This window comes from Pseudomonas marginalis, assembly GCF_001645105.1.
In the GTDB taxonomy this organism is placed as follows: Bacteria; Pseudomonadota; Gammaproteobacteria; order Pseudomonadales; family Pseudomonadaceae; genus Aquipseudomonas; species Aquipseudomonas petroselini.
The window spans coordinates 1-13,723 of the sequence record NZ_LKEG01000048.1 but is presented as its reverse complement, the minus strand read 5'-3'; the positions used below and the strand labels follow the sequence as shown (position 1 = coordinate 13,723).

Annotated in this window: 11 protein-coding genes and 1 pseudogene; 9 read left to right on the top strand and 3 right to left on the bottom strand. The window is 62.0% G+C overall.

The window, feature by feature from the left end:
- Window positions 1-5: 5 nt before the first annotated feature.
- Window positions 6-1,325, top strand: coding sequence for an OprD family porin (locus tag AO064_RS20965; RefSeq protein ID WP_064054535.1), 1,320 nt, complete (start codon window positions 6-8; stop codon window positions 1,323-1,325).
- A gap of 138 nt (window positions 1,326-1,463) precedes the next feature.
- Here AO064_RS20965 and AO064_RS20960 read toward each other — a convergent pair whose 3' ends face one another.
- Entirely contained in the window at window positions 1,464-3,107 is a 1,644-nt protein-coding gene (locus AO064_RS20960; RefSeq protein WP_064054534.1) for a sensor domain-containing diguanylate cyclase, read from the bottom strand.
- Between the two features lie 191 nt (window positions 3,108-3,298).
- On the opposite strand from AO064_RS20960, the gene metE reads away from it, so the two are divergent.
- The gene (gene metE, locus AO064_RS20955; protein WP_064054533.1) at window positions 3,299-5,587 is read left to right on the top strand and encodes a 5-methyltetrahydropteroyltriglutamate--homocysteine S-methyltransferase; all 2,289 of its coding nucleotides are present in this window, start codon (window positions 3,299-3,301) and stop codon (window positions 5,585-5,587) included.
- A gap of 57 nt (window positions 5,588-5,644) precedes the next feature.
- On the opposite strand, the gene AO064_RS20950 is transcribed toward metE, so the two are convergent.
- Window positions 5,645-6,799 (bottom strand): acetyltransferase domain-containing protein, encoded by a 1,155-nt coding sequence (locus AO064_RS20950; RefSeq protein ID WP_064054532.1) that lies wholly within the window; start codon window positions 6,797-6,799, stop codon window positions 5,645-5,647.
- Window positions 6,800-6,928: 129 nt separating this feature from the next.
- On the opposite strand from AO064_RS20950, the gene AO064_RS20945 reads away from it, so the two are divergent.
- From AO064_RS20945 to yfcF, 5 genes and pseudogenes are all read left to right on the top strand, one after another.
- A complete protein-coding gene (locus tag AO064_RS20945) occupies window positions 6,929-7,426 on the top strand; it encodes a sigma-70 family RNA polymerase sigma factor (protein ID WP_043205471.1) in 498 nt (165 codons plus the stop codon).
- Window positions 7,423-8,376: a FecR domain-containing protein gene (locus AO064_RS20940; RefSeq protein ID WP_064054531.1), complete on the top strand. Its 954-nt coding sequence runs from the start codon at window positions 7,423-7,425 to the stop codon at window positions 8,374-8,376. The genes AO064_RS20945 and AO064_RS20940 overlap by 4 nt, the downstream gene beginning before the upstream one ends.
- 90 nt (window positions 8,377-8,466) lie before the next feature.
- Window positions 8,467-10,899 carry a TonB-dependent receptor gene (locus AO064_RS20935; protein WP_064054530.1) on the top strand — a complete coding sequence of 811 codons (2,433 nt, stop codon included), beginning with the start codon at window positions 8,467-8,469 and terminating at the stop codon, window positions 10,897-10,899.
- A 191-nt stretch (window positions 10,900-11,090) separates the two neighbouring features.
- Window positions 11,091-11,318: pseudogene (locus AO064_RS20930) on the top strand (DUF924 family protein); the annotation flags it as partial.
- A 96-nt stretch (window positions 11,319-11,414) separates the two neighbouring features.
- On the top strand, window positions 11,415-12,047 hold the full coding sequence (yfcF, locus tag AO064_RS20925; RefSeq protein ID WP_064054528.1) for a glutathione transferase: 633 nt from the start codon (window positions 11,415-11,417) through the stop codon (window positions 12,045-12,047).
- Here yfcF and AO064_RS20920 read toward each other — a convergent pair.
- Window positions 12,022-12,294 carry a hypothetical protein gene (locus AO064_RS20920; RefSeq protein WP_012724711.1) on the bottom strand — a complete coding sequence of 91 codons (273 nt, stop codon included), beginning with the start codon at window positions 12,292-12,294 and terminating at the stop codon, window positions 12,022-12,024. The genes yfcF and AO064_RS20920 overlap by 26 nt on opposite strands.
- Before the next feature lie 132 nt (window positions 12,295-12,426).
- Between AO064_RS20920 and AO064_RS20915 the strand changes: the two genes are divergently transcribed.
- Window positions 12,427-13,071 (top strand): hypothetical protein, encoded by a 645-nt coding sequence (locus AO064_RS20915; RefSeq protein ID WP_064054527.1) that lies wholly within the window; start codon window positions 12,427-12,429, stop codon window positions 13,069-13,071.
- A 46-nt stretch (window positions 13,072-13,117) separates the two neighbouring features.
- Complete coding sequence (locus AO064_RS20910; RefSeq protein ID WP_064054526.1) at window positions 13,118-13,459, top strand: hypothetical protein; 342 nt, start codon at window positions 13,118-13,120, stop codon at window positions 13,457-13,459.
- The last annotated feature ends 264 nt before the right edge of the window (window positions 13,460-13,723 follow it).

The window sequence follows — 13,723 nt, the reverse complement described above, 5'->3', positions numbered from 1 at the left end:
TTGTGATGAAAGCCACTTTGAATGTGTTAAGCGTATTGACCGGCGGCCTGGGCATTGCCTTGAGCCCCTTGGCTTCGGCTGATTTTTTGGGGGACAGCAAAGCCAACTTGAGCATGCGTAACTTCTACTTCAACAACGACAACCGTGACGGCGCCGCCGCTCCTTCGAAGACCGAAGAGTGGGGCCAGGCGTTTATCCTCAACTATCAATCGGGCTTTACCGATGGCACCGTGGGGTTCGGCCTGGACGCCATCGGCATGCTCGGCGTGACCCTCGACAGCGGCGCCGGCCGCCATGTGGGCAGCTCGATGATCCCCAACGACGACGGCAAGGCCGTCGACAACTGGGCCCGTGGCGGCGCAACGGCCAAGGCGCGTTTCGCCAAGAGCGAACTGCGCTACGGCTACCTGCGTCCGAACCTGCCGATCCTGGTGAGCAACGACGGTCGCCTGTTGCCACAGTCTTTCGAAGGCGGGCAAATCACCAGCAAAGACATCGATAACCTGACCCTGACCGGCGGCCAACTGCAACACACCACCGGCCGCGGCTCCAGTGATCGCAGCGGCCTGGCGGCAGCGGGCGGTACCCAGGAAAGCAACACGTTCAACTATGCAGGCGCCGATTACCAAGTGACCAAGGACCTGATGGTCCAGTACTACTACGCCAACCTCGAGGATTATTACCAGCAGCACTTCGCTGGGTTGATCCATGTACTGCCGCTCGGTGATTACGGCTCATTGAAAACCGACCTGCGCTACTTCAAGACCACCTCCGATGGCAAAAACAGCAGCGCCGCCGGCCGTGCCGAAGGCTACAAAATCAGTGGGTTTACCAAAAACGGCAACGGTGAAATCGACAACAACACCTGGAGCGCCGCGTTCATCTACTCCCTGGGGCCGCACGCGATTACCGCCGGTTACCAGCAAGTCTCGGATGACAGTAACTTCGCCCAACTCAACCAGGGTGGCCTGGTGAACAAAGGGGAGGGCGGCGCCAGCCTGTACCTCTACACCGACCGCACCGTGCAGACCTTTATCCAGGCGGGCGAGCGTACGGCGTTTGCGCAGTACGCCTACGACTTCGCGTCACTGGGCGTGCCCGGCTTGAAGGCCTCGCTGATGTACTTGAAGGGTGACCACATCCTCACCGCCAGCGGCAACGATGCCAGCGAGTGGGAGCGCGATATCTCACTGGATTACGTGGTGCAGAGCGGCACGTTCAAGAACGTCGGGTTTGGCTGGCGCAACGGCGTGTCGCGCAGTGAAGTGGCGCGCGACCAGGATCAGAATCGGGTGTTTGTGAGTTATTCGATTCCGTTGCTGTAACGGCACTTCAACCCTAACCCTGTGGCGAGGGAGCTGGCTCCCGTTGGGCTGCGCAGCAGACCTGAAAAAGCGGGAGCGCTTCGCACTCCAGCGGGAGCAAGCTCCCTCGCCACAGCAAGCGGTCTCTTCACAGCAGTGTCAGGCCACGCGATTCCTGCCCGCCGCTTTAGCCTCATACAATTGCATATCCGCCCGCTTGAGCAGCGCCGAGGTGTCGCGGTCCGACGGCTCGGCCACCCCTACGCCGATACTCACGGTCACATGGCCGACGGTTGGGAACACCGCCGCCTCCACGGCTACGCGGATTTTCTCGGCGACCACGTCGGGGCTGTCGGGTTCTTCGACTTCGGGCAGCAGCACCGCGAACTCCTCACCACCGTAGCGCGCGACGAAGTCGGTGGCGCGGGTGGTGTTTTTAATCAGGGCGGCCAATTGGCACAGCACGTCGTCGCCGATGGCGTGGCCGTAGCTGTCGTTGACGCGCTTGAAGTAGTCGGCGTCGATCAGCAGCAGGGCGAAGGTGCGGCCGGTGCGTTGGAACAGCAGGCTGTTTTCGGCGAGTTTTTCATCGAAGCGGCGACGGTTGTAGACGCCGGTCAATGCATCGTGGGTGGCGAGCTTGAGCAGCTCGGCATTGGCTTGGGTCAGGTCGGCGGTGCGTTGCGCGACGGTGGCTTCCAGGGAGGCATTGGCGTCCTGCAACTGACGTTCCTTGGACAGCAGGGACTGGGTCATGCCGGTGAGCGAACGGCCCAATTGGGCGATTTCCAGCACGGGGTGTTCCTGGGGGAAAGCTGCGCCGGGTTGATTGTCTTGCACCTGTTTGGCGGACCGCACCAGGCGTTCGATCGGACGGCTGAGGGTGGACGCCAAGTAATAGGCGACGAGCCCGAACACCAAGGCTGCGATCACGCCCAGCAGCAACAGCTTGTACAGCAGCACGCGCGCCGGTTGCAGCGCGACATCCAGGGGTTGGCGCACCACGATGTACCAGCTCACTTTAGCATTCGACGGGCTGGGTACCGCCACCGAGGCGGTGACGTAGCCGTTGCCGGTGGACCAGCCGGACGGTTTGCCCAGGTTGGCCTGCGGCATCGGCTCACCGGCCAGCACTTGCGGGTAGAGCACTTTGCCGTCGAAGTCGACAATCAGGGCTTCAAGGTCGGGCAGGGCGTCCTTCTGCATCACGGCGGAGTCGACGATTTGCGTGACCCACCGCCAATGCGCATGGGCGCCCAGTACGCCGATGGTTTCACCTTGTGCGTTGCGGATCGGCGCGGCGAAATCGATAAAGCGCAATGGCTCGCCATTCGTGGCCCCCGGCAACAGCTTGGCCAGCAGCACGGCTTCATGGGGATCGCCGGCGTACTCGCCGCGCATCCCCGCCTGGAACCACGGCCGTTGCTGCACCGACTGATTGACCAGCAACCCGTTGACCGCCTGGTGCACCTTGCCCTCGGCGTCGGCCACCCCCATCCACGCATACTCGGCGCGCGATTGGGTGCGCAGTTCCATCAGCGTGAGGATATCCGGCGCGTCCAGGTTGCCCTGGCGAAACAGCGGGGCCTTGCTCAGCAACGACACCTCCAGTTGCCGCTCGCGCAGTTGCACGGCCAGCAGCGCCGCCGTGGAACGGGCGGTGCTCAACAGCGTATTGCCGCTGGCCTGCTTCACCTGTTCAGTGGCGATATGGCCCACATAGAAGCCCACGCTCAACAACGTGAGTAATGATAAGCCGGCGAACCAGAGGGTCAGGTGACTGCGCAGGCTGGCTTTGATCATGAGGGCTCATTCGGTTGAGTGTTTTGACCCATGGTATGCGTATTGGATGGGGTGCGGCCAGCGAACGATGGCGTATCCCTGGCTGTAAACATGAATAGATCTTGTGATCATCTTAAATTAAATGAGTTTGCCTCATGATTAGTGCCTGCCGACAATGGCTGCCATCAATATCGACATTGGAGTTGTAAGTCATGGCAGTCGCTCATTCCCTCGGATTCCCGCGTATTGGACGCGACCGTGAACTGAAAAAAGCGCAGGAAGCGTTCTGGAAGGGCGAGCTGGATGAAGCCGGCCTGCGTGCCGTTGGCCGTGACCTGCGCAAGACCCATTGGGACCTGCAAAAACAGGCCGGCATTGAACTGCTGCCCGCCGGTGATTTCGCCTGGTACGACCAGGTACTGGCGCACTCGCTGATGTTCGGCGTGATCCCCGAGCGTTTCCGCCCAGCCGATGGCAAAGCCACCCTCCACACCCTGTTCGGCATGGCCCGTGGCGTCAGCGACAGCTGCTGCGGCGGCGCCCACGCCCAGGAAATGACCAAGTGGTTCGACACCAACTACCACTACCTGGTGCCTGAATTCAGCGCTGACCAGCAGTTCCACCTGGGTTGGGAGCAACTGTTCGAAGAAGTGCAGGAAGCCCGCGAACTGGGTCACAACGTCAAGCCCGTCGTCATCGGTCCATTGACTTACCTGTGGTTGGGCAAGGCCAAGGGCGGCGACTTCGACAAGCTTGACCTGTTGGAGCGCCTGCTGCCGTTGTATGGCCAGATCTTCCAGCGCCTGGCTGATCTGGGGGTGGAATGGGTGCAGATCGACGAGCCCATCCTGGTGCTCGATCTGCCGCAAGCGTGGAAAAACGCGTTTGAGCGCGCCTACAACCTGATCCAGCGCGACCCGCTGAAAAAGCTGGTGGCCACCTACTTTGGCGGCCTTGAAGAAAACCTCGGTCTGGCCGCCAACCTGCCGGTCGATGGTCTGCACATCGACTTGGTGCGTGCCCCGGACCAGTACCCGACCATTCTCGACCGCTTGCCGGCTTATAAGGTGCTGTCTCTGGGCGTGGTCAACGGCCGTAACGTCTGGCGCTGCGACCTGGAAAAGGCCCTGGCCACCTTGCAGCATGCGCATGAAAAACTAGGGGATCGCCTGTGGGTGGCGCCGTCCTGCTCCTTGCTGCACAGCCCGGTCGACCTGGGCCGTGAAGATAAACTGGATGCCGAGCTCAAGCGCTGGCTGGCATTTGCCGTACAGAAGTGCGCCGAAGTGGCGGTATTGGCCCAAGCAGTCAGCGCGCCCGAGGCGCCCAACGTACTCGCTGCCCTGGCCGAAAGCCGCGCCGTGCAGGCTGCGCGCGCTGCTTCACCGCGTATCCACAAGCCGGCCGTGCAGGCCCGTGTGGCGGCGATCACCGCCAAGGACAGCCAGCGCCAATCGCTGTTTGCCCAGCGTATCGAGCAGCAACGTGCCGGCCTCAACCTGCCGCTGTTCCCGACCACCACCATCGGTTCGTTCCCGCAGACTGCGTCGATCCGTCTGGCGCGCCAGTCGTATAAGGCCGGCAAGTTGAGCGAAGCCGAGTACGTCGAAGCGATGCACAGCGAGATCAAGCACGCGGTTGAAGTGCAGGAAAACCTCGGCCTGGACGTGCTGGTACACGGGGAAGCGGAACGAAACGACATGGTCGAATACTTCGCCGAGCAGTTGGACGGCTACGCGTTCACCCGCTTCGGTTGGGTGCAGAGCTACGGTTCGCGCTGCGTGAAACCGGCGGTGATTTTCGGTGACCTGAGCCGCCCGAACGCGATGACCGTGGAGTGGATCCGTTACGCCCAAGGCCTGACCAGCAAGGTCGTGAAGGGCATGCTCACCGGTCCCGTGACCATGCTGATGTGGTCGTTCCCTCGCGAAGACGTGAGCCGTGAAGTGCAGGCCCGCCAACTGGCCCTGGCGATTCGTGACGAAGTGGTGGACCTGGAAGCCGCCGGCATCAAGATCGTGCAGATCGACGAAGCTGCGTTCCGTGAAGGCCTGCCGTTGCGCCAGGCACAGTGGCAGCACTACCTGGACTGGGCCACCGAAGTGTTCCGCCTGTGCGCCTCGGGCGTACGCGATGAAACCCAGATCCACACCCACATGTGCTACAGCGAGTTCAACGACGTGATCGAGTCGATCGCGGCAATGGACGCCGACGTGATCACCATCGAGACCTCACGCTCGGACATGGAGTTGCTGGACGCGTTCGAAGCCTTTGCGTACCCGAACGACATCGGCCCGGGCGTCTACGATATCCACTCGCCACGTGTGCCGGATGCCTCGGAGATGGCCAACCTGCTGCGCAAGGCGGCCAAGCGGATTCCGGCTGAGCGGTTGTGGGTGAACCCGGATTGCGGGTTGAAGACCCGTGGCTGGCCGGAGACGGAAGCGGCGTTGATTCACATGGTGACGGCAGCGCGTCAACTGCGGGCTGAACTGGCTTAACGCCTTCTAGAACGGTGGGAGAGGGCACGCCCCCTCCCACAGTTGGACGGTGCCGGGTCAGAGGTATTTGAGCCAGGCCAGGTCGCGGCGGCGTGCCTTGAGCGCCGCAAACCAGCGCACCGGTGGATAGAGTGCCAGCGGTAACAGCAGCGCCACCAGCCAGATGCCGCCCATACTGTCGAAGCCGAAGTAGTTGCCGTGATTGAGGCCAAACAGCGCCACGCAGGCGACGTAAAGGACTTTCAACACATACAAGTGCAGCAGGTAGAAGAACATCGGCGCCGCGCCGAACGTGGCCAAGATGCCAATCCAACGTTTTTGTCCCGCGCGTTCAAACGCCAGCAACAGCAACAAACCGATCCCCAACGTCAGCGCCAGGAACAACAGCGAAGGCGGGTACTTGGTGACGTTGAAAAAGCTCATCAGCGTCTGCACGCCACTGTCATACGCCTGCCAAGGCTTCTCGCCATACCCGTTGGCCGTCCGCAACAGCACGAATCCCACCAACGCCCCCACACCGCCGAGCAACAAATAGCGTTGGCGCAGCACCGGCTGCGTGCCATTGGCAAACCACGGGCCCAGGCCGTAACCCAGCGCAATCACGCCAATCCACGGCAGCACCGGGTAGGTAGTGCGCAGTCGCAGCGAATCGCCGACCTCAATCCAACTGCGCTCATGCAGGATCGTCCACGGAATCTGCAAGGCCGAACCCGGCTCGAAGTGCACGCCATCCAACAGGTTATGCCCGCCAATGATCACCAAAGCCAACCCGATCAACAGCGGGCGCGGCAACCACACCAGCGCGGCCAGCGCGAGCATGCTTACGCCAATCGCCCAGATCACCTGCATATAGATCACGCTGGGCGGCAGTTGGAAGGTCCAGGCGAAGTTGACCAAGGTAAATTCCAGCACCACCAGGAACAACCCGCGCTTGAACAGGAATGCCGACACATCGCGGCGGCCCTGGTATTTCTGGCCGTAGAGCCACGCCGACAACCCCGTGAGCAGCACAAACACCGGCGCGCACAGGTGGGCGAGGGTGCGGCTGACAAACAGCACCGGCTCGGTGGTATCGATGATCATCGGGTCGCTGACCTGGCGGTGCAGCAGGAAGGTTTCGCGCACGTGGTCCAGCAGCATGAACAGGATCACCAGGCCGCGCAGGGCGTCGATGGAAAGCAGGCGTTTGCGCAGGGGAACAGCGTCGGTCATGGGCGTGATCACAGGGCGGGACGGAAAAGGGGCGTTATCCTATAACATTAATTTGCGCGTTGCCGCGTTTCGTTGCGCAGATTAGAATGCGATCAATTCTTAATTACTCTCTGGTCCCCGGTGATCTGCATGTCGTCTTCGCTCAATCTGCCTGTCGAGGCGCTGTACTGCGAACACCACGGATGGTTATACCGCTGGCTCGACCGCAAGTTGGGCAACGCCAGCGATGCGGCCGACCTGGCCCACGACACCTTCATGCGGCTGCTCACCCGGCAGCACAGTGCGGGTTTCGGCAGCGAGCCGCGTGCGTTGCTCACCCACATCGCCAAGGGCTTGATGATCGACAGCTGGCGCCGCCAGGAAGTCGAGCGCGCTTATCTGGAAACCATTGCCCACCTGCCGGAGCAGGAGGTGCCGTCGCCGGAAACCCGCTGGCTGATTCTTGAGGCGCTGTACCGCATCGAAGCCATGCTGCGCGATTTGCCGGACAAGACCCGCCAGGCCTTCCTGATGTCGCAGATCGATGGCCTGACGTACGCGCAGATCGCCGAGGAACTGAAGGTGTCGCTGGTCTCGGTCAAACGCTACATGCGCGATGCGTTCCTGGCATGCCTGAGCGTGGCATGAACCCGTCCATCGACCCGCTGATCCTTGGCGAAGCCGCCGACTGGATGGTGCAGTTGCAGTCCGGCAGCGCCACCGACGAAGACCGCCGCGCCATCGCCCAATGGCAAGGCCGCAGCGCCCAGCACGCCCAGGCCTGGCAACGGGCGGAGGCGATCCTGGGCGACTTCAACAGTGTGCCGGGCGCGATTGCCGGCGACACCCTCAAGCGCATCGGCCGTAAGCAATCGCTCGGCCGTCGCCAGGCCCTCGGGCTGTTGCTGCTGGCGGGGCCGGCGACCTGGCTGGCTTATCGGCAAAAGCCGTGGCAGCCGTGGACCGCCGACCAACACACCGCCATCGGCGAGCAACGCAAACTCACTTTGCCCGACGGCACGCGCCTGCTGATCAACACCGCCAGCTCGTTGAACATCGCCTTTACCGATCAGGTGCGACGAATCGAGTTGCTGCAAGGCGAAGTGATGATCACCACCGCCAAGGACCCCGCACCCCGCCATCGCGCGTTTATCGTGCAAACCCGCCACGGCACCGCCCGCGCCCTGGGCACGCATTTCAGCGTTCGAGTGGCAGAGCAGAGCAGCCGCGTGGCGGTGCTTGAAGGCGCGGTGGAAATGCTCCCGGAGCATGCCCGCCATGGGCTGATCCTCAAGGCCGGCGAGCAAAGCGCATTCGGCAGCGACGGCGTGGCAGCGGTGCAGCCGCTGGAAATCAGCGCAACCACCTGGGAAAACGGCATGCTGCTGGCCCAGCAGATGCGCTTGGCGGACTTGCTCGATGAGCTGGGACGCTACCGTCACGGCGTGTTGCGCTGCCACGACAGCGTGGCCGGGCTGACCGTCTCCGGGGCGTTCCCCTTGCGAGACACCGACGCCAGCCTGCGTCTGTTGCAGGAAACGCTGCCGGTCAAGGTCAGCAACCTGACCGGTTACTGGGTGACCGTCGAGCCTCGCTGAAATTATTGTCGACCTTCGCTGATACCTTTTTCGTTGTCGCCCGGTGTAGGGGAGAACCCTCAACTTTGCAGCGCGCCGACAGGAATCCCCATGACCTTCACACCGCACCCCATCCGCCCCTTGAAGGCCTTGAGCCTGGCCGTTGCCCTGGCAGCCATCGCACCGTTGCACAGTGCCGTGGCCGCCGACGCGGCGTCGACCAGTGCGGTGCGCAGCTACACCCTTGCGCCGGGGCCGTTGGGCAACGTACTGGCGCAGTTCGCGGCGTTGTCCGGGGTGCCGTTGTCGTTTGATTCCACGCTGCTCAATGACCAGCAAAGCGCCGGTTTGCAGGGGCGTTTCACTGCGCAAGCGGGCTTCATGCAGTTGTTGCAAGGCAGCGGTTATACCCTGCAAAGCACCGGCACCCACGGCTACACCGTGGTGCCCGAAGCCACGGGCGATGTGTTGCAGCTGGGTGCGACCACCATCAGTGGGGAGGGCGGGGCGCAGGCGGACACCTATGCCGGCGGTCAGGTCGCACGCTCGGCGCGCCTGGGGGTGTTGGGCACTCGTTCGATCAATGACGTGCCGTTCAGCGTGGTCAGCTACACCGCCAAGACCATCGCCGACCAACAGGCGCGCACGGTGGGCGATGTGCTGCTCAATGACGCGTCGGTGCGCCAGTCTTCCGGCTTCGGCAACTTTTCCCAGGTGTTCACTATTCGCGGCCTGCCGCTGAGCACCGATGACATTGCCTTCAACGGCCTGTACGGTGTGCTGCCCCGGCAGATCGTCACCACGGAAGCGTTGGAGCGGGTGGAGTTGTTCAAAGGCCCCAACGCGTTCGTCAATGGCGTGTCCCCGGCGGGCAGCGGCATCGGCGGCAGCGTCAACCTGGTGCCCAAGCGCGCCGAAGACGCGCCCACCCGCAGCGTGACCCTCGACACCACCACCGATGGCCAGCGCGGCGGCCACCTCGACCTGGGCCAGCGGTTTGGCGAAGACAACCGCTTCGGCGCGCGGGTCAACCTGGCCAGGCATGGCGGCGACACGGCCATTGAGGATGAATTCAAAAGCTCGCAACTGGTGGCCGTCGCCCTGGATTACCGTGACGATCGCCTGCGGGTGTCCACCGACTTCGGCTACCAGAAAGAGCGCATCAACAACGGTCGCTCGGTGGTCTACCCCAACGGCACCCAAGTGCCGAAGGCGCCGTCGGCCAAGCACAATTACGCCCAGGACTGGAGCTGGTCGGAGCTGGAAGACACCTACGGCATGTTCAATGCCGAATACGATTTGAATGAAAGCTGGACCGCCTATGTGGGCGGCGGCGCCAAGCACACGCGGGAGAATGGCCAGTATTCGTCGCTGTACGTGGGCAATGATGGCAGCGGGCGTGTGGGCTTTTTGTACTCGCCTCACGATGAAGACAACAAGAGCGCCATGGCCGGGTTGAACGGGCATTTCAACACTGGCCCGGTGAGCCATCAGATGAACGTCGGTTTGTCGGGGATCTGGGGCGAGCAGCGTTCGGCCTTCGAGGCGATCCTGCAGGCCAACCGCCGACCGGGCAATCTGTACAACCCGACCCAGATTCCGCGTCCGAGCGTTACTTACTTCGGCAGCGATATCCATGACCCGCGTGTCGTCGGCAAGAACCGCATCAAGAGCGCAGCGGTGTCCGACACCCTGGGCTTTATCGATGATCGCGTGCTGCTGACCCTGGGCGTTCGGCGCCAGACCCTCGAGGTGGATGCATGGAACACCACCACGGGAGCGCGCAACGCCAACTATGCCGAAAGCATCACCACGCCGGTGTACGGCCTGGTGGTCAAACCGTGGGAGCATGTGTCGTTCTATGCCAACCGCATCGAAGGGCTGGCCCAGGGCCCGACGGCGCCATTGAGCAACGTCACCAACCCCGGCGAGGTCTTTGCGCCTAACCGCAGCAAACAGACGGAAGCCGGGGTGAAGCTGGATTGGGACAGCGTTGGCGCCACCTTGGGCGTGTACCGCATCGAGCAGCCGAACAGCTCCACGTCGCGCCTGCCCGGCAATAGCCTGGACACCTTCAGTGTCGACGGTGAGCAGATCAACAAAGGCGTGGAGCTGAACGTTTTCGGCGAACCGGTTGACGGCCTGCGCCTGCTCGCCGGCGCGACCTGGATGAACACCGAATTGAAGAACACCTCCAACGGCCTCAGCGACGGTAACCGCGCTGCCGGCGTGCCGCGCTTCCAATACAATGTGGGCGCCGACTGGGACATTCCCGGCCTCCAGGGCGCCGCCGTCAACGCGCGGATGCTGCGCACCGGGGGCGAATACGTCAACGCCACCAACACCCTGAGCATCCCGGCCTGGACCCGCGTCGACCTCGGCGCCCGGTATGGCTTCAAGGCCGACGACAAGTACATCACCCTGCGCGCCAACGTCGAGAACGTGGCGAACAAGGCCTATTGGGCGTCGGCGTCGACGGCCAATAACTACCTGACCCAGGGCGAGCCGCGCACCGTAAAGCTCTCGGCAACAGTGGACTTCTGATCGGTAACCACGCTTGTCTCTGGCTGGCGGGCTTGTTGTGGTGAGCGGGGCAAGCCCGCTCACCACAATTGAACCGGATTTCTGCTACCGTCGAGGCATTTGATTGAGAGTAGGTAGCGACAATGAGCAATGACACCCCGCACTCCGTCATCGACTTCTGGAAAAACGCCGGCCCTAAACGCTGGTTCGCATTGGGTGCATTCTGCTACCTGCCCTTCGAACATTCGGAAGACCCGGCGGATCAGCAGCGCTCTCTGGTTCTCAACCAGCCACTGGGCGCCACTACCTACCATTGGGCCAAGGAACATGCCGAGATCATCCAGCGGTTCGGGCGTTTTCCCCATCGTAATGAGGTGCTGGCTCGGGCGACCTCAGACGAAGAGCGCGTTTTCCTGAACAAGGGCGGGTTTGCGGGCTAGCCCGGTATTCCGCCGAGGAATGCCCCCATAAAAACAGCGCATTGTCTTTCTGGCGGCACATCTCGTAGCGTGGTGCTCCCTTCAAGGAGATTCGTCATGAGCCAGCGTCCGTTGCGTCTGTATGTTGATCATCTGTACACCAGCCCCTACGCCATGTCGGTGTTTGTCGCCCTGCGGGAAAAAGGCCTGGCGTTCGACACGCTCACCCTGGACCTGGATGCCGCGCAACAGCACGCGGCCGATTTCGCCCACCTGTCCCTGACTCAGCGCGTCCCCACGTTGGTAGAAAGCGACTTTGCGCTCTCCGAGTCTTCAGCAATCACCGAGTACCTGGAACAGGTTTATCCCGAGACCCCGGTGTACCCGGCCGACCCCAAGCAGCGGGCGAGGGCGCGCCAGGTGCAGGCGTGGCTGCGCAGCGACTTGTTGCCGATTCGGCAGGAGCGCTCGACCCTGGTGGTGTTCTACGGGCAGAAGATGCCTCCACTGAGCGCCGAGGCTGAAGCGGCGGCCGCCAAGTTGATCAGTGCGGCGCAAGCGCTGCTGGCGAATAATCCGCCTTACCTGTTCGGTGAGTGGTCCATCGCGGACGTGGACCTGGCGGTGATGCTCAATCGCCTGATCCTCAACGGCGACCGCGTGCCTGCCGAGCTGGTGGAGTACGCGCAGCGTCAGTGGCAGCGGCCGTCGGTACAGGCGTGGGTCAATCAACAACGCCCTGCGCTGTAGCCTGTTCAGTGATGTGCACGACGCGGCGGTCCAGGTCCTCCCAGTCGGCCATGCCCAGCACCCGCGTGGTGTTCAGGCCACGCAGGTAGCCGCGTAATTGCTGGGCGCTGGCGTTGATTTGATCAGCGCCAGCGGCCTCATCCTGCAGCACGTCTTCATAGTCGACCAGGTAATCGGCGACGCGCTCGCGAAACTCCGGTAGGACGGCTTCGCGGATGCGGTCGAAGGTTTTCTGGTGAGGCTTCATAGCGTGGTCCTTATAGGTTTTATGGGTGCACTATCGGTTCAGATAATAGTCACCATCACGGATCGCAAGTTCTGTTTTTGCAGGAAAAGCGGAAAAATCACCCCATCGAAACGCTGTTCAAGGAAATGCGCGATGAGGACGTTTATTCAGCTTGTGTTAATGATGTTGATGCTTGGCACGGTCGCGATCAACAACGCGGCAATTGCCGATGATCTGCGTTCGGGCCATTTGCTCCCCCTCAGTGCTAGCGTAGAATCCCTGCAGCACGCGCAGTCGGTGGGTGTGTTGTTGAGCGATAACACCCGCGACAACCTCAGCTACCTTGAACGCTACCACGACATGGCCTTGAATGGCGCCAAGGATGCCCTCGACGCACGCATCCGCCAGGCGTTCGTCAACAGCTCCGACCCGGAACTGGCCATCGACTGGTTGATGAGTTCGCTGCAAGGCACTTTTTTGTCGGTGACGGTCTACGACAGCCTGGATGCCTTGGTGCAGGCTCACCCCGATGTGGTGGTGATGCTCGACACCCATAACCAACTGCTGACCCCGCGTAACGACCAGGTCGAGGCGCGGTTTATTGCGCGGTTCTACGACGCGAACCTGCAATACATCGCCAAGGCCGAAGGCTCGGTGCGTAAGCAGGTGCCGTCGGTGTGGGTACACGACAAGGCTGCACCGGAAATTGCCGCACAGATCGAGCAGCAGCGGGATGTGCAGCTCGATGCCTTGAAGCAGTTCGATGTGTCGCTCAAGGCGCTGCTTCGCGCTGGATAGTGGGCGGCTTGATGTGAACCTTTATTTTTATTGTCAGGAATTTTTCATGCGCTCTTTTTTCGCCCCGGCCTTGGCCTTTGCTTCCTTGTTGCTGGCTGGTTGTGTGTCCGCTCCCAACGCCCCGACCCTGACCCTGCAAACCAGCAAGGGGCCTGAAGCCTATGTGCAGTGCGTGCTGCCCAAGCTGGAAAAACATGGGATCAGCTCGACCGTGACGCAGAACTCGCGCCACGCCAAGGTGGTGTTGACCAGCAAGATTGCTGCCGATGATGTGCTGGAAGTCTATAAGTCCCAGGAGGGCGGCAAGGTGTTCCTGTATGAGCGCAAGCCGCTGGCGTCGGCGATCAAGCCGTCGCGGTTGGAGCAGGCGGCGCAGGAATGTATGTGATTCCAGGCAATACATAGCCAATGTGGGACGGGGGTTTGCTCCCGATGGCGTTGTGTCAGTCGACTCATTCCGGGTACGACGCTGGCCCTGTGGCGAGGGAGCTTGCTCCCGTCGGCGGCCTGATAGCTGACCAGGATGCGGGATCAGCACGAGTACATATCCGTTATTTATGTCACGGCTGCTATGGGTTCCGCCCTTACGGCCATCCCTTTCAAGGTCTTTAGTAAAATCCCCTGAAATTTCATTCAGGGGTACCGAAAGATG